Origin of the sequence: Aquamicrobium segne (assembly GCF_042656785.1) — a bacterium.
Taxonomy (GTDB): domain Bacteria; phylum Pseudomonadota; class Alphaproteobacteria; order Rhizobiales; family Rhizobiaceae; genus Mesorhizobium; species Mesorhizobium segne.
Window position 1 is genome coordinate 1 of record NZ_JBHSLL010000045.1, and the last position, 16,787, is coordinate 16,787.

The following is a 16,787-nucleotide window of genomic DNA, read 5'->3' on the forward strand; positions in this document are numbered from 1 at the left end:
TCAAACATGGGTCAAATCTCAGTGGAAAAATCCCCCAATCCCGGGTCAGATCTCAGCGGAAATCAACAGTCCACTCCTTACCGCCTGGCATGTCGTGCGATTAACAGTATGAAGAAACGATTCTGCGACTGTCAGTGTGGCTATTTCGTGAAACATCACCAATTTTGCTGAAGCCATAGTTCGTCTCCTTTGGTGCAGTAAATGCTATCAAAGGAGCGGCATCAAACCGCGACAGGTCCCCATTCTGGAAGCATGCTGTGTTTCAAGCCTCTTGATGCTCTGTTCTGCTGCGCTGCGTGTGCTTTTTGTCTGTCCTGAAGGTCACCAGCCGCCGCCGCCGCCGCCGCCGCCACCGCCGCCTGAAAAACCACCACCGCTGCCGCCGGAGAAGCCGGACGATGAGCTTTTCGGGGTCGGCAACGAGGCAGTGAAGCTGGTTGACAGGGAACTCGCCATATTGCCGAGGTTGGAGCCGACTTTGCCGGGGCTGAAATCGGCGCCATGATACCAGCTCGGTCCGGCATAGGCGGCCGCGCCCGCCGCAAGCGCGGTCGCCAGCCATGCGTCAAACGTGCGTGACCACGGCTTTTCAACCCCCAGGGCAACCGCATAGGGCAGCAGCGTCTCGAAATGCTGCGGCGACATCTCAGGCGCACCTTGCATGTTCATCCGGTCCTTCTCGGCAAGCGTCAGATATTGCTTGAGACCGGCGATCTCAGCCGAACGCTTCTGGCCGATCGGGGTTGGTGCGCCCATGATGAAGAAGAAGACGATATTGGCTATCGCCAGCGCCACGACAACCGCAAGCACGCGCGGATCGAATTCGATTTGCATCAGCATGGCGAGAAAACCACCCACACTGCTCAGGCAAATGAAACCAGCAAAGGCCGTGACGATGACTGCCCATATCCGTGCGCCGAGCGACCGGGCCCTGCGAAACCGGCGTCCCACATTGACTGCAAGGAGGGCAATGACCGTCGAGGGAATTGCAGCACCGATGATCGCTGCGATTGTCTCCGGGGTGAAATTTCCTATTGCAATGACGAACAAAAGCACGGCCACCGACATCAAGATGCCGCCTGCAAGGTAGATCCGGTTGGCATGGTAGAACTTGTTGCGGTGTTCCTTTTCCATCGCCTGCCGGAATGTGTGGCCAACCGCCTGCACCGTCACACCATTTGCCTTGTTGACGGTAAGCGTATCTCCCTCGCTGGGCAGGGCGCTGAGAATGGCGCGTTCTCCTGCGCCCAGGTCAGCGGGCATGCCCTGATTGCCCTTGCGACGGATCGTCATGGTTTTCTTCGGCTGGTCCAGTTCCAGATGTCCCTTGACCGCAAGATTGATCATTGCAGCAGAAAAGGCGTCCCAGCCCACGCCACGGAAACCGCGTTTCTCGATGTAATTTGCAAGGGCTGGCGAAATGCCTTCCGGCGGGGTCCAGCGTGGCACCATGAGCTCCGCAGGCGGATCACGTCCGACGCGACGCCAGGCCCAGAGGTAGAAGGCAAGCACGATCGCCAGTCCACCACTGCCAATGATCCAGCCAAGATTGTCGTGCCACCAGTCGGCCCTGCGTTCGGCTGCAGAAAGGGGGGCGACCATATTTTTTGGAAATGCGACAACCGCCGTCAGCCCTTCGCGCGGGCCAAGCACCCGTGTTGCCTCGATGAATATGCGATTGCCACCATCCCGTCGCTCGGCCCGTGCTGCCTGCTCGGTCGATCCGTAACGGCCCGTATAGTAGGTGATGTCTGTCGCACGACCGCTTGCCGGCAGCCTGATCTCGGCGCTCGATTTCAGAATCGGAAAGTCCCAGCCATTGCCGGTGACATTCCAGTAGAGTTCGTCATGATCGTCGAAATAGCGGATCTGCCGCGTTGTCTCATAGGTGATCTCGTAGCTGTGCAGCCCGTGTGGCAGGAGCGTCGCTGCATGGCCGATCCGGATGCGCAGGACACCGGAATCGCGCTCGAGCGTATAGTTTTCATGTTTACCATCACGCATAACCGACTGGACATCCAGCTTTACTTCGCGTGTACGACCGGTCTCATCTTCATAACGCAGCGGAATGTCACGAAAGATGCCGCGCGAAATCTGCCGGCCTTCGACATTGACGGCAATGGTTTCTGTCACCGTCAATGTCGCATCAGGGGCAACCTCGACGAGCGCGTGAAAATTGCGGATTTCCTCAGCCGCCAGCGCGTATCCAGACAGGCCGAAAACCAGCAGGACGGCAATGACAAATCGTGCCATGGACCTCATCTGAAGGGCCTTCAGTTGAACGACACCTTCGGCACGGCGCGGTCCTGTGCATTCTCGATCTCGAAATATTCGGCCTGGCTAAAGCTGAACATATTGGCGATCAGGTTGGAAGGAAAACTTTCGACCTTGACGTTCAGATCGCGCGCTGCTCCGTTATAGTAGCGCCGCGCCATCTGGATTTCGCTTTCGAGTGTCTCAAGCGAACCCTGCAACTGCATGAAGTTCTCATTGGCCTTGAGGTCGGGATAGGCTTCCGCAACCGCAAAAAGCCTGCCCAGCGCTTGCCCAAGCATGCCTTCCACCTGCGCACGTCCGGCGACATCATCTCTGGGCAAGCTTTGCGCACGCGTGCGCAGCACGGTCACTTCCTCCAGTGCGGCACGTTCGTGCTGGGCGTATCCCTTGACAGTCTCGATCAGGTTGGGGATCAGGTCAGCACGCCGCTTCAACTGCACATCAATGCCCGACCAGGCTTCGCGCATCATTTGGCGAGCCTTCACGAGGCCGTTATAGGCAACAACCACATATCCAGCGATCACCAAAAGAATGATAAGCAGGATCGTCCCGAAACCGAAATCCACGATCAAGTTCCCCCTCTCCTGAAAAACCTGAAGTGTCGCGTATCTGTCAGGCGCCAAAGTGTAAGCTGCAGGTGTTTTTAGGACATTTCTTTGTGCGACTATAGCTTTTTGTGATGCATCTCGTAAAGCGCCTTGCCGTTGAAAGGCTCCGTGCGGCTTGGAAAAATTGTAGAATTTCTCCCAGGCAACGGAGATTTTATCGAAAAGAGTAAGATAATCTTCTCTTTTTCTCAAAACAGGTTGCACTTGATTGTAAAGCACGATGCGATTGCAACTGAACAAAACGAGCGGAGCGCAATCATGGATAAAATGAAAAAGAAGGAATACGAGAAACTGCTCGAGCCCTTGCAACTGGAGTTAAACAATGTCGCGCGGTGGTTGAGCAAGACCGGCAAGCGAATGATGGTGCTGCTTGAGGGGCGCGACACAGCCGGAAAGGGCGGTGTCATCAATACAATCAGCGAGCGGTTGAACCCTCGCCAGGTGCATACGGTAGCATTGCCCAAGCCGACCGAGCGCGAAGCAACGCAGTGGTATTTTCAGCGCTATGTGGCTCACTTGCCAGCGGCAGGAGAACTCGTGCTGTTTGACCGCAGCTGGTACAATCGCGCTGGCGTCGAGAAGGTCATGGGGTACTGTTCTGACGCTGAATATCATGAGTTCCTCGCACAGGCGCCGCTGTTTGAGAAGTTGCTTGTGGATGATGGTATCCTGCTCTTCAAATATTGGCTGGCGGTCGATCAGAAATATCAGGAGGAGCGCTTTGCCGAACGGGCTCAGGATCCTCTGAAGCGCTGGAAGCTTTCACCGGTGGATCTGGAATCGCGTAATCTTTATGAGGACTATGGTCGCGCCCGCGATGCGATGTTCCATGCCACCCACACGCCTCATGCTCCCTGGTATATGGTCGAATTCAATGACCAGCGCCGCGGCAGGCTCAACCTGATCCGACACCTGCTTGATCTGGTGCCAGACTATAAATTGCCGGATGAGGCGCTGGAATTGCCCTCTCTGACAGGCAAGCCATCGAAGGAACGCTATGATGGACCCGTCAAGCCGGTTACGGACCATTATTAATAGGTCCTGACTCTAACGACTATCCCTTCCTAGAGCATTTTGTGTGACGTCAGATGGGCTCCATCTGTACTCACAAAATGCTCTAGCCAGCAGGTGGCAGGGCTGCTGGCGGCCACGGGCAAAACACGGCCTTTCCGAAACAGGTCGTGTTTTACGCCGGTTCGGCCAGAGCCTCGCGCTTCTTCAGCAAAGGCCGCAATGCGATCGGCAGGAAAATCAGCGTGCCGACAATCGTGCTGGTCAGTTCTGGTGCGACAAGCAGGAATGCGGCAAAGGCCAGCAAAATCCTTTCCCACCACCACAACCGATCTGCGAGATAATCGGAAAACGCCGCCGACAAGGCGGTGATCCCTAAAACGCAGCCATAGGTCGATAGCAGGAACTCATAGAGCGAGAAGTTCTCGACCATGATGAGCATGGAGGGCGAGAATACGAATACGAACGGCACCAGCGCCTTGCCCATGGAAAGGCGGAAGGCGGTGTTGCCGGTCGTGAATGGATTGGAATTGGCAATGCCTGCGGTGGCATAGGCGCAAAGGGCGACCGGCGGCGTGATGTCGGCCAGAATGCCATAATAGAAGACGAAGAAGTGAGCGACGATCGGCTCGACGCCGAGCAGCGCCAGAATTGGCGCGGCCACCGTCACCATGATGAGATAGTTGGCCGTGGTCGGCACGCCGGTTCCCATGACGATGCAGACCACGCCGGTCAGGATCAGCGTCATCATCAAGGTCAGTGCAGCCGTTCCCATCAGCCCGAAGGGAATGAAGGGTGCGATGCTGGCGGCCCAGCCGGAAGCGGTCGAGGTGACCATGAAGGCGACCTTGAAGGAAACCCCGGTCAGGGTGACGACGCCGATGATGATGCCGACGGTGGCGGCCGCCGCGCCGACGGCCAGCGCATATTTCGCACCCATGACGAAGCCTTCAAACACGTCTGAGATGGTCAGCCGGTTGCGCGGATTGAGCAGGCCGACGACGATGCACAGCGTGATGCCCCAGAAGGCCGCCAGATAGGGCGTATAGCCGTTCATCAGTACGCCAAGCAGCACGAAGAGCGGAAACAGCGTTGGCCAGTCGCGCTTCAGCACTTTCCAGATTTGCGGCATCTCGTCCCTGGTCAGGCCGCGCAGGCCGCGGCGCTTGGCCTCGAAATGCACCTGCATCAACACGCCGAAGAAATGCATGAAAGCCGGCACAAAGGCGGCAATCATGATGTGGGTATAGGGAATGCCGAGAAACTCGATCATCAGGAAGGCGGCAGCGCCCATGATCGGCGGGGTGATCTGGCCACCGGTGGAGGCGGCGGCCTCGACGGCGGCGGCGAAATGGCGCTTGTAGCCGATGCGGATCATCGCCGGGATTGTCAGTGCGCCGGTTGTCACCGCATTGGCGATGGACGAGCCGGTGATGGTGCCCAGAAGCGCCGAGGAGACGACCGCCACCTTGGCCGGCCCGCCAGCATAGCGCCCGGCAAGCGAGGTGGCCATGTCGATGAAGAGCTGGCCGAGCCCCATGCGGGTGGCGAGCACGCCAAACAGCACGAAATGGAAAACATAGGTTGCGATCACGCCGACCGGCAGACCGTATATGCCCTGACTGGTGAGGTAGAGATGGTTGACGACGGAGGACCAGGACGCACCCGGATGAACCAGCACGCCCGGCGCATAACGGCCAAGCAGCGCATAAAGCATAACGATGACGGCAATTACCGGCAGTGGCCAGCCCATTGAGCGGCGCGTTGCCTCCAGCAGCACGACGATCAGCAGCGTGCCCATGATGAGGTCGATCGAAAGCGGATTGCCGACGCGAAAGGCGAGGTCGTGGAAAATCCACGGCACATAAAGCGTGGTGACCGCCGCCGCCGCCATCAGCAGCCAGTCATAGACGGGTATTCCGGCCGGCCGCCACCATGACGAGGCATAAAGCTTCGTGTCACCGCGCCTTGCCGAAAAGACCAGGAAGATCAGCCCCAGCACGAAGGCCATATGGATGCCGCGATGGGTGACCTCGCGCAGCAATCCAAAACCGGCGGTGTAATAGTGAAAGGCCGATAGCGAAAACAGCAAACTCGCAGACAGCCAGCCAGCCAGCGGCCCCAGCGGACGGAACCGGATTTCGGGGTCGAACTTTTCTTCAAGTTCGCGCGCCTGTTGCTCGTCGAGCGTCGTCGCCTCGGTCATCGCCGTATCCGCCCTGTGCTATGGTGTGTATTCATAGGCAAGCAAAAGGCAGGACCGGCGCATGGTCGCCGGTCCTGCCGCTAAAGCACTGGCGGACTATTCGCCGACAGGAACGTCAAGGCCGGCTTCACGATAGAAGCGCTCGGCCCCCGGATGCAGCGGCACGCCGACACCGTCGAGCGCCGTCTCCAGACGGATTTCCTTGCCCTTGGAATGCCCGGCGTCGAGCAATGCGCGGCTGCTGTCGTTCCACAGCGCCTTGGTGATCTGGTAAACCAGTTCTTCATCCTGGCTGGCCCCCGTCACCCATTGGGCGCCGACGGCGAGCGTCTGGACATCGTCGGCAACGCCTTCATAGGTGCCACCCGGCACCGTGTTGATGGCGAAGAAGCCATATTCCTTGACCACGGTGTCGGCTTCTGTACCGGCGATCGGCACCAGCTTGATGGCGCGGCTGGTGGCAAGCTCGGCGATGGCACCCGCAGGGAAGCCGCCGACGAAGAAGAAGGCGTCCATATTGCCGTCGCGCATCAGGTCGGCGGCTTGGTTGGGTTTCAGATATTCAGGCTCGATATCGGCCTCGGTAAGACCATAGGCGGCCAGAATCAACCGCGCATCGACCAGCGTGCCGGAGCCCGGCTCGTCGAGCGAGACCTTCTTGCCCTTCAGATCCGCGACGCCATTGATGCCGGAATCGGCGCGGGCGACGATATGGATGCTTTCAGGATAGAGATTTGCGATGGTGCGCAGTTCCTCGATGGCGGGCTTGTCCTCGAAGACGCCGGTGCCGGTATAGGCCCAATAGGCGACGTCGGATTGCGAGAAGCCGGATTCGATCGAACCACCGGCAATGCCGTTGATATTGGCGACCGAGCCGTTGGAGGCCAGCGCCGTGGCGACGAGACCGGGCGCGCCGCAACTGCCGCCTTCCTCGCAGGGTCGCGAGCCGGGCGGGTTGGAAATGGCGTTGGCGAGCAGGCCGCCAATCGGGAAATAGGTTCCGGCAGTGCCACCGGTGGCGATGCGGAAGAAGCTCATCTCCTGCGCGCCAACCATGGTCGCGCCACACGCAATCAACGCCGCCGCCGCCAATCCGACAAATCTTTTCATATTCATAAAATCCCCTGATTTACCGTTTTTATCATTTTGATTACTTTCCATCGTAGAATGCTGCGCGCCTATTCTCAAGCCCTTTGGGGAGGTTCAAGCCAGCTGGTGTGGAAATCGAGCAGATGACGAAAAATTCCAACATCTCGATCGCCACTATGTCGCGGCTACGCATTGCAGGAGGATGACATCACCGTGCCAGAATCATTCTGCGACCGCGTGCTGGGTAAGCCACCACCAGCGATGGCGGCAGTACCAGCTATTATGGTTACCCAAAGGCGCGACCGAACTAAACGATCTAATCGAGCACAAGCGCATGTCGTTTGCGCTCGGCAACATCTTCAAAGCCTGCTACCTTCTTGGCGAGAAGGACGCCGCCAGCCGTATGTATGACCTGAATATGATCATCTTTTTACGGAGCGGCTGAAGGCTGTGGAGCAGAACAGGGCGGCATAATTGCTGCCCAACCAGCCCTATCTACGAGAACAACGCGGCAACAAATTCTGCAAAATAACTGCAAAATGCCAACCACGGCACATTTCGTTAGGCCAAAATATCCAATGAAATCAACCGTGAAATGGCGCGCCCGAAAGGATTCGAACCTCTGACCCCCAGATTCGTAGTTCAATTTTATCTGTTCGCTGTAATATCCAGCTGCCCTCCTAACTTCGTATGTACAAAAATAGTTTATTGAAAATCAAATAATTATCGTATAATTAAGTGCCGCATCGAACCTATCCCTCCAGATCGTTCGATTTGCCAAAACCGTTTCAAAAACCGTTTCAAAATATGGGACTGAAGCTATGGCGACGCTCCGTATCCAACTCAATGATAAAACAATCGGCCGCCTCCCGGCACCCGATAAGGGGCGCTATATTGTCCGCGACACTGAACTCAAGGGCTTCTTTCTCCTGGTGGGCATCAAGAAAAAAACATTCATGATTCAGGGCGATCTTCGAGAGCAAGGCAAGCGCGCTTCTACTTTGCGACTGGCGATTGGGGATACAGCCGAACTCTCTACGCGTGCCGCGCGTGCAATCGCAAAGGAGTATCTCGTCCAAATCAGTCGCGGACTGCATCCTAAGTCCGACGAACGCGTGACCAAGGCATCGACGATCGCTGACCTGAAAACAGAAGAGGTTACGGGAAAGTCGGCTGGAATCACGCTGCGGGAGGCATGGGCGCGCTATCGACTTGCCATGGAGCGCAAGAACCGAAGCGAGCGTACAATCGAAAGCTATCGCGATCATGTGGAAAGGGTATTTGAAGATTGGTTGGATACGCCCCTAATCCAACTCGGTGAAGACCCCGCTCAGCTTGCCACCAAGCACGACGCCATCTCCGAAAATAACGGCCCTTATATCGCGAATGGAAGTATGCGAACATTTCGCGCAATCTACAATCATGCTCGTAAGACCAATCGTGATCTCCCCGCTGATAATCCGGTGGACAGTGTGGATTGGAATCATGAGAAGCGCCGGGACAGCGGCATGGGCCTAGCCGACCTTAAAGCATGGTTTGTTGAAGCTGCCAGGCTCGATAATCCGATCCGCCGTGAATTCCATCTGTTCACGCTGCTCTCTGCATCTCGGCCCGCAGCCCTTAAAGAGGCACGGCTGGTCCATCTGGATCTCAAACGTCGGGTGCTTCACATTCCCCGACCGAAAGGCGGCGCAGACCGTGCCTTTGATATCCCTCTGTCTCGCCAGATGATCGCTTGTCTGATGCGGGTTATCCGTTTCGGTCGATACATCCACCCACTCGAAGCCAAGGATTACCTGTTTCCAGCCGATAGTGCTGATGGCCATCTGGTTGAGCAGAAGGAAGACAGGGAGGTGCTGTCTAAATGGGGCAACGAATTACGACAGACATATCGCACCGTGGCAACTCCTGCGGGTGTCTCTGAACTGGACGCGCGTATGCTGATGAACCATTCTGTCCCTGGCGTGAACTCCGGCTACATCACGAGGCACAAGCTACTGGAGGATCATCTTCGCACGCAGCAGCAGGCGATCAGTAATATCGTCTTCTCAACAGTTGAGGATACATTGATGAATCAATCGGAGCTTCGCAACTGGCTCGGACCCGGCTCCGTCCGTCGTTTTATTACTCGCGCTGAGGAGGAGGCTCGGAAGCGTATGTCCAAAAATGCTGCGAGTAGGCAAAGAAAGATCGCGTAACACATCCCGATCCGCCAGTAGGATTTCCGAGCGAGCATTGAACGAACTGGCTATGCGCCCTTAACCAAGCCGCCAAACTGTTTCAGCAGACGAGTCCACTTCAGTCTGGAAAACGGTAAATGGGGTTGCGACCCGGAAAAGTAATGTTGAGACATCGTTCACCGGAGCCAAGAACAGGAAGCTGCTGCTAATAATGGATGCCGACACTTTAACCCAGTCCAGCCACGAAATCTTCGTGCATATCCGCATCATCATCGGAATGATTTTGGGTCTCAGCGTGGCCCGGTTGGTGAGTGGTGCAACCCGTTTCATTCAGCACCCTGGCAAGGAAAAGATTTATCCCGTCCATTTCGCTTGGGTAATCTGCATCTTCCTGTTCATTATTCATTTCTGGTGGTTTGAATTCGCCTTGTCGCAAACCCGTGTTTGGACCTTCGCGCTTTATTTCCTGCTGATTTCCTATTCCATCGTGTTCGTCATGTTGGCCGCCATGCTGTTTCCGGATGAGATCCGAGAGTATGACGGTTTCCAGGATTACTTCAGTCAGAGGCGTGGTTGGTTCTATGCGCTGTTGCTGGCGCTTTTCGTTATCGACGTGATAGACACACTGATGAAAGGCGAAAAATATTACCATCATTATGGCATCGCCTATCCGATCCGTCAGACACTGCTGATAGCAGGTGCCGCCGGTGGACTGGCATTCCGTTCAACCCGTTATGACGCTGCCTATGCTTTCAGCGTCCTTGCGTCGCAGGTCGTCTGGATCGCAGTGCTGTTCAACGTTTTGGATTAAAGCCACTGCCTGCAAGAGCGGGAGCGGTATTTTGTTAAGCACCGCTCCAAAACGACGAGCCAGAGTATCCGCAAGGCCGACTTATTCGCTGCCGAAATAGCCTGCCCTGATTTCAGCAAGCCGCCCGCTTTCATGCAGGCCGATGATCTCGACTGAGAGCGGGCGTGTAAGCTCGCTGTCATGCGGCAGTCCGAAAGCGTATTTATCAGGCATGAAGATCGGTCCGACCACTGTCAGCCCTCGCCCTGAGTTCTTGTGCGTATAATACTCCAGCACCGGGGCATCTCCCAAAACGGCATCCACCCGACCGTTTACAAGCGCATCCGCAGCCTCATCAATATGATGGAATGGGCGCGTATTGAGACCGGCCTGTCGCGCATAATCTTCCGAAACGCTACCTGGCTGCACACCCACGATACGACCAGAAAGATCGGCCACTGAATTGATCTGGTTCGTCAGCGACAGGGCGGTCATCACGCTGGTTACCGACGAGGTAACATAGGCAAGCACCGCGATGCCGCAAACAAGCCATAGGCCCTGCCAGATCCGCCCCATCCATCCAAACAGGTTCTTGCGTGCCGGAGATTTGCCCGATGTGACCACAGACATGACAGTGTAGAAGCTTTCGGCGACACCATCGCGCCAGCGCTTCGGAAAGTCGCGGTCAAACTTGCGATCGAACAGCGTAACCAGAACAGTCGCAAGAACGATGACGAATGCAATCCACGCATAAGCCCGAAGATGGCCTGACGCGCTCAGGCCCCGCAACAGGCTTCCCGTACCTGCGCCACCATCCTTCCGCACCATCAGACGCTGCCCGGCGTCGAACCACGGATGCGTGAGATCGATACGTTCGGCGCGCTCGCGGGTGGCCGTCATATTGGTGACGGCGGTATCGATTTCGCCAGAGGCCGCCGCACTGACTAGCTCGCCGACGTTTTCATATTCGATGTAGCGGCTGGCAATCCCAAGCTGGCCGGCTACCAGTTCCCACAGGTCGATTGCCATGCCGCCGTAACTGTCGCCAGATTTTGTCACAAAGGGCGGATGCACATATATGCCGACTCTTGCTACCCTTTCGTTGTCCGGATCCCCAACCATGGCTTGCTGGGCTGAGGCTGGATTGCATCCAAGCAATGCAAACAGAGTAAAAATGCGCAGAACAGACAGGAAAAGGCGATAAGTCATCAGTCTTTTATCGATTACCTCTTTGAGAACAGTCTTTCACAGCCGGAGCCAGCATCGTGTGCTCAGTTTCATTTGCCAAGGCCTGTTCGGGACAATCCTGCCGCTACGGGCGGCAGATCAAGGTCGGCAAGGCTCTGGCGCGTGTCATCTGTCAACCTTACACCCCAGTCTGCAAAGAAACGGGTGAGATCCTGTCCGGCAATGGTGCTGGTGGCGATCACAAACGCCTGAATCTGGGCGTCCTGATCATTCAGCGTTTCAAAGCCGAGCGGGTTCTCTCGATAATAGCGATGCAACGCCGGATAGAAGCTGTCGCCGAAAGCCTCGCGCAATTGGCTGAACATCACCAGGCGGACCCAGTATTCGTCCTCGCTATCGGACTTAAGTCGCATCTGCTGCGAATCGGCGAAATCGCGTTTCTTGCGATCCAGAAAGTGCTTGGCCAGATCAAGCGGTGTCTTGCCGGTCTCCTCATCGCGTGACTTCAGCCGCGAGGGTAAGCCCTGCCGGGCTTGTGCTTCAAGGGAGTAGAGATTGACGGTGCTTTCAACTACCTCGCTCCAGGTCCAGTCGTTCTGCTGATATTTGTGACCGGTTTCATGCCAGATCGACCAGGCATGACGCAGCTTATCCAGAACGAGCAGATCGCCGACATTTTCGCCCGGCATGCCGACAAAATAGTCGGCGGCATACATGTAGATACCGTCCAGCGTCTTTGCTGAAGAGACTAGATCCTGCAAATAGTGCATTCGAAGTGGCGAAACCGCGTGCAGAGGTGATGAATTGTCCAACCCGGAAAAATTATCGTACCAGCCGATAATCTCGCCGAGAAGATCGAGGATGCTTCCCGGATCGGTGAGCTTCGAATTCTGAAATACCTTTCGCGTGACGGTAATCAGCACCTTGTCGTTCATCAGTTCGACATAGGGGGAACTGGCATATTCCGATATCATGGAACGCCATTCGTCCGGCGTGGTCTGTCCTGCAATGTACAAAGGCGTAGGGATACCGCCGCTGGTGATCTCGATCTCGACTGGCGGCAAGGCTTCGTTGTTGAAGCCGCTGTCGACATAGAGGAAATAGACCATGCCGTTTCGGGAAGCGGTAAAGCTGTTAACCCCGTCCTGCATCTGAACCAGTTGCGGTTCGCTCTGGTCTGTGGCTCCCTCATAGCTGTTCATCGGTCCGACCATGACGGTCAGTCCATCAGGGGATTGCGTTAACCCCCTGATGGTCATCGAGACCCTGTCGCCCTTGCGCACATACATACCGCTGGCCTGGTAATCCATCAGCTTCATGCGCCGCATCCGGTCGGCCTCCTGTCCGGCAGGAGGCAGGGCAATCAGACGGTAGAGCTGGTCGGTATTATCGATCTCTGAACTGTGCCAGATGGGATCGCTCGCAATTGTGCGTTCCCGTGCCGGGTAGAAGAGCCACTGACCGTTGTCACTGTTGCTGGCCTCATAGACAATGATATAGGCATCATCCGCCAATGAGGCCCCGGTCACATTAAGCGCGTTCCCGCTTTTGCCGGCTTCTACCCCATAGCTGTTAAGGTGCTTTCTGAGCCGCCAGACCGGAGCGTTGGCGGTGTGCTCTCTGGAGAGTGCAGCGCTGGTGTCACCATAATCGTTCTCCTCTCCAACCGAGAGGGCTGTGCCATATTTACGGGAATGAATCGTGTAACTGTTCGCATCGGATTTGCCGCCGGCCGGAGCGACGGTCCAGACCTGCGCATCGTCCATTTCGTCGCTGCGTACCGATTGTCCGAGATAAGTCTCGCCATCGTCATATTCGAAAGCCGTCAGCGCTTTGTGGGAGTGCTTTGCTACAATGTAGTAATCGCCCGCCGGTAGCGTTTGCGCTCGCGCTGCCGCCGAGGCTGCAATCAGCACGAGGAAGATTGTTAACGTTGAGACCCATTTGCGTACGGCATGTTGTTGCAAGTCAGTGATCATCCTGGATTGCCGGATCGAAAAATGCCGGACCGAAAAACGACAAAGCGCACGTCATGCTCCGGTGTAAAATGTCTGTGCCCGACGGTGAAGGTAGTCGGACCAGTCTTAACTGTTGCCCTCAACGCAGGTTGACAGCGCTTTTATAATTGTCGCATGCCGGATTTGTGTCTGGAGCAGTGCATCGCTCAATCCACCGCCGTTGTTTTCATGCGGGCAGCCGTACCGCCGGGCTGAACATTCACGGCCCCAACTGTACCCGTGCCAGAAAGCGTGCCCCCATCGTTGACCTTCACCGTGCCGAATACCTGTCCATCCACGATGAGCTTGCCATAAACAGACACGTCGCCGGTAAGCTGACCGGTAACATGCAATTCGGCGTCGCTTGCCACTTCCGTCAGGCCAGAAAAATCATTGTCACCTGCGATGGTCAGTTGGCCACCAACAAGCACCAGTCCGCCGCCAAGATTTTTATAATTGTCGTCATAGTCGGTGATCGAGCCACTTATTGATCCGGTCGCAGCCGTGACGATCAGTCGGTTTGCGCCCAGAATAATATCGCCACTGCCCGAGATGTCGCGAATAACGGTATCTTCGAAGGCTTTGTCGACCTCCCATTGCGCGATGTGAGCGCCCTTCTGCTCTATGTTAAAAGTTCCCTCATTGAGGATGCGTGCAGAATGTTCGATGCTGCCCGGCCCCGCCAGATGCAGATGGGCACCGTCTGCGATATGTGTCGCACCAATGTAGGAGTTCGTGCCTGTCATACGTACGTTGGCGTTTTCCTTGATCTTGAAATCGCCTTTGCCGGACAAAATTCCGGCCAATCCCACCCAGCCAGAGCTGCCGATGTCTTCACTGACTTCGTTAAGATGCAGCGTATTCGCCGTCGCGTCTGTCGAATAATCACTCGTGGTGACGAAATAGGGAGAATAGGCCGTAACCTTCTTTTCAAGGTCGTACATTACGGAATTTTCTTGGAAGAATGGAAGGCCGATCGTTACGGTGTTTCCGCTAGACTCATCTGAAAGTCGCCCAATGATGACATCATCATATTCAAGATCATTCAGCGTATCTTCAAAGCCATAAAACTTGATATCAACATTGTCTTGCTCGTACTCTGCAAGCTTGTAGCCCTTGGCCCGGAATTTGGTGAGTGTCGTGTCCGCATCCACGAGGATGAACTCTGCGGTGCCGGTATCGAACAGGATTGGGCCACGAAAATCGACGGCCCGTTTCTTCTTCCCGACCGGCACTGAGATCGTGTAGCTGTAGTTTCCGTCATGCATATTGGAAGCGTTTGCGTTTGAACTCGGAAACTGCCGCAACGAATAGTCATAATCCAACTTGCCCCATGGCATGATAGCAGTGAATTGCGCACGAAGCTGAGGGGTAAGATGCAAAGAAAGACAGGGTGCACAGCCGGGGGTATTGTTATTTCCCATATTCGAGTTGGCAGCCACGACATAGCCTGACTTGGTCTGTGTCCCGGGAGAGGCCATGTAGGTCTTGTCTTGAGAATAGTCGCCCGCCCCGAAGGTGCCATAGAAGGGCGGATGATCACTGGGCTCGCCCTTCTTCATGCGCGCACGCACATCAAGATCGGCATAGTATGCAACACCGTCATGGTTGCCGATCGGCTTGTCAGAGGTGTGGTAGTCTTTAAAGCTGTCATGCTTCTTGTTGTAGGCCCAATCGATAATGCGCCCGGCGATGTGTTTGCCTGGTATCGTTGCGATTGGTTCACTCGGATCGTCAGGATGGTAATAGGCCATGGTCTGGAACTGGATTTCCTGCATCCAGTAGCCATAGGTGCCGTCACCATAGCCATACAGACCGGGTTTGCTCCCGGGTACCGGTTGTACGCCGGATAACGTCTCATCGAACTGGCCGAGGAACATGTCGGAACCCGTGTCGAATTGGTATAGCCTCGGCCGGGCGCCGTTAATGCCGATCATGATGCCAAGAGAATCGAAATCCGTTTCATCGTCATCCGATGGGACGTGCTTGAGAGGGATCCCGACAGGCTGCTCCTGTTCAGCCGCAGCCGGAACCAGTAACCCACCAATAACCAGACTAGATACGCTACAGATCAGTATGGACGACAACCTGTCCGGTACCCAATTTGCTCCCCGGAAGTGCCGGAAAAGCGAACTGGGCTGCCGGTTCCCGCACGCCGCTGACTGCTTTGTAATTGACACCTTAACCACGATCATTCTTTCAACTGTTAATGGCATCTGGCCGATGTATCGGTGGCCTTAAAGAGGCACCTATGGGTTAGGTGCACCAATACCGCTCACTCCTCGTAGTCGTCGCCATCATCGGCAGAGTCGTAGTCATCGCTGTCGTCTACGTCGTCATCATCCGCGTCATCTGTATCGTCGTCGTCGTCGCCGCCATCATCGATGTCGTCGTCCGTGTCATCGCTGTCATCATCGGCATCGCTGTCGTCTACGTCATCATCATCCGCGTCATCTGCATCGTCGTCGTCGCCGCCATCATCGATGTCGTCGTCCGTGTCATCGCTGTCATCATCGGCATCGCTGTCGTCTACGTCGTCATCATCTGTGTCATCTGCATAGTCGTCATCGACGTGATCGTCCGTGTCATCCGTATCATCGACATCATCGGAAGACAGGTTTTCTCCAGGTTCAGGAATGTCATCGGCAGTCCGGTTCGTGCCATCGAAATTCTGCCCTGGCTCTGGCAAGCCATCGGTGCCCGTGTTGGTAATTCGATTAGTGCCGTCGAGATTTTGTCCGGGTTCAGGAATGTCATCAACAGTCCGGTTCGTGCCGTCGAAGTTCTGGCCGGGCTCCGGGACAGAGACATCGGAACGATAACTGTTATCCGTGATGCTGGTGGAGATATTGGTGTTGTACTGATTGACGATCTGGGTCCAGTTGTTCTGGGTTTCTATGCTCGTCCAGCTGTTGATATTGTTGATATTGATAGACTGGTTGAAGTTGTTGATGGTGATGTTCGTGTTGACATGGACAATGTCGGGGCCGCGCGCCACGCCAAACAAGAAATCCGTAACACTGACTGCCAATGCGCCCCACACCAGCCGATCGACATCAGCAGGCACAAGAATTGGGTGGTCGCGCACCGTGGCAAGCACGTCGCCGGGTTTGATACCCTGCCGGGCAGCAGCGCCGCGCGGCGATACTGCCAGCACATAAACGCCATGCAGCTTCGGCGGGATCTGGTAGCGGTGGCGCGACGCGTGGTTGATGGGAATAAGCACCGCTCCCAATGCCCTGGACACATAGGGCGGCGGCAGATCGAGTGTCGCTGAAAAGGCGGGAACCGTGTGCGGAATGGTCATCCCGGCTGCAAGCACCAGCTTTCCGGCAATGGTTGCGACTTTGGCTGCTGAAATAGCCGCTTTCAATCCGTTCTTACGCATGACTATCCTGTCCCGCATTGTGGCAACGCCTCCGAAAGCTCAGTATTGCGGCA

General features: G+C 55.9%; 11 protein-coding genes. 3 read left to right on the forward strand and 8 right to left on the reverse strand.

All coding sequences use genetic code 11. The features are described 5' to 3' along the window. Window positions 1-321 precede the first annotated feature (321 nt). Both ACFPLB_RS12600 and ACFPLB_RS12605 read right to left on the reverse strand, forming a co-directional pair. Entirely contained in the window at window positions 322-2,253 is a 1,932-nt protein-coding gene (locus tag ACFPLB_RS12600; protein WP_378230134.1) for a DUF2207 domain-containing protein, read from the reverse strand. 20 nt (window positions 2,254-2,273) lie between these two features. Further along, entirely contained in the window at window positions 2,274-2,822 is a 549-nt protein-coding gene (locus ACFPLB_RS12605; RefSeq protein ID WP_378230268.1) for a LemA family protein, read from the reverse strand. A gap of 321 nt (window positions 2,823-3,143) precedes the next feature. Here ACFPLB_RS12605 and ppk2 point away from each other — a divergent pair, with 321 nt between their 5' ends. Continuing rightward, window positions 3,144-3,920, forward strand: a complete 777-nt coding sequence (gene ppk2 / locus ACFPLB_RS12610) for a polyphosphate kinase 2 (protein ID WP_378230136.1) — start codon at window positions 3,144-3,146, stop codon at window positions 3,918-3,920. 151 nt (window positions 3,921-4,071) lie between these two features. On the opposite strand, the gene ACFPLB_RS12615 is transcribed toward ppk2, so the two are convergent. Together ACFPLB_RS12615 and ACFPLB_RS12620 are read right to left on the reverse strand one after the other, a co-directional pair. Continuing rightward, on the reverse strand, window positions 4,072-6,102 hold the full coding sequence (locus ACFPLB_RS12615) for a TRAP transporter permease (protein WP_378230138.1): 2,031 nt from the start codon (window positions 6,100-6,102) through the stop codon (window positions 4,072-4,074). A 96-nt stretch (window positions 6,103-6,198) separates the two neighbouring features. Next, window positions 6,199-7,218 carry a TAXI family TRAP transporter solute-binding subunit gene (locus tag ACFPLB_RS12620; protein WP_378230140.1) on the reverse strand — a complete coding sequence of 340 codons (1,020 nt, stop codon included), beginning with the start codon at window positions 7,216-7,218 and terminating at the stop codon, window positions 6,199-6,201. A gap of 794 nt (window positions 7,219-8,012) precedes the next feature. On the opposite strand from ACFPLB_RS12620, the gene ACFPLB_RS12625 reads away from it, so the two are divergent. Then, complete coding sequence (locus tag ACFPLB_RS12625) at window positions 8,013-9,389, forward strand: integrase arm-type DNA-binding domain-containing protein (protein WP_378230142.1); 1,377 nt, start codon at window positions 8,013-8,015, stop codon at window positions 9,387-9,389. A gap of 193 nt (window positions 9,390-9,582) precedes the next feature. Next, window positions 9,583-10,182, forward strand: a complete 600-nt coding sequence (locus tag ACFPLB_RS12630) for a hypothetical protein (RefSeq protein WP_378230144.1) — start codon at window positions 9,583-9,585, stop codon at window positions 10,180-10,182. Window positions 10,183-10,263: 81 nt separating this feature from the next. Here the strand turns inward: ACFPLB_RS12630 and ACFPLB_RS12635 are convergent, their stop codons facing one another. The 4 genes from ACFPLB_RS12635 to ACFPLB_RS12650 form a co-directional block, all read right to left on the reverse strand. Continuing rightward, window positions 10,264-11,190, reverse strand: coding sequence for a transporter substrate-binding domain-containing protein (locus ACFPLB_RS12635; protein ID WP_378230270.1), 927 nt, complete (start codon window positions 11,188-11,190; stop codon window positions 10,264-10,266). A 248-nt stretch (window positions 11,191-11,438) separates the two neighbouring features. Further along, complete coding sequence (locus ACFPLB_RS12640; RefSeq protein ID WP_378230146.1) at window positions 11,439-13,328, reverse strand: M60 family metallopeptidase; 1,890 nt, start codon at window positions 13,326-13,328, stop codon at window positions 11,439-11,441. A gap of 185 nt (window positions 13,329-13,513) precedes the next feature. After that, window positions 13,514-15,433: a bactofilin family protein gene (locus ACFPLB_RS12645; protein ID WP_378230148.1), complete on the reverse strand. Its 1,920-nt coding sequence runs from the start codon at window positions 15,431-15,433 to the stop codon at window positions 13,514-13,516. A gap of 188 nt (window positions 15,434-15,621) precedes the next feature. Next, entirely contained in the window at window positions 15,622-16,734 is a 1,113-nt protein-coding gene (locus ACFPLB_RS12650) for a hypothetical protein (protein WP_378230150.1), read from the reverse strand. Between the last annotated feature and the right edge of the window lie 53 nt (window positions 16,735-16,787).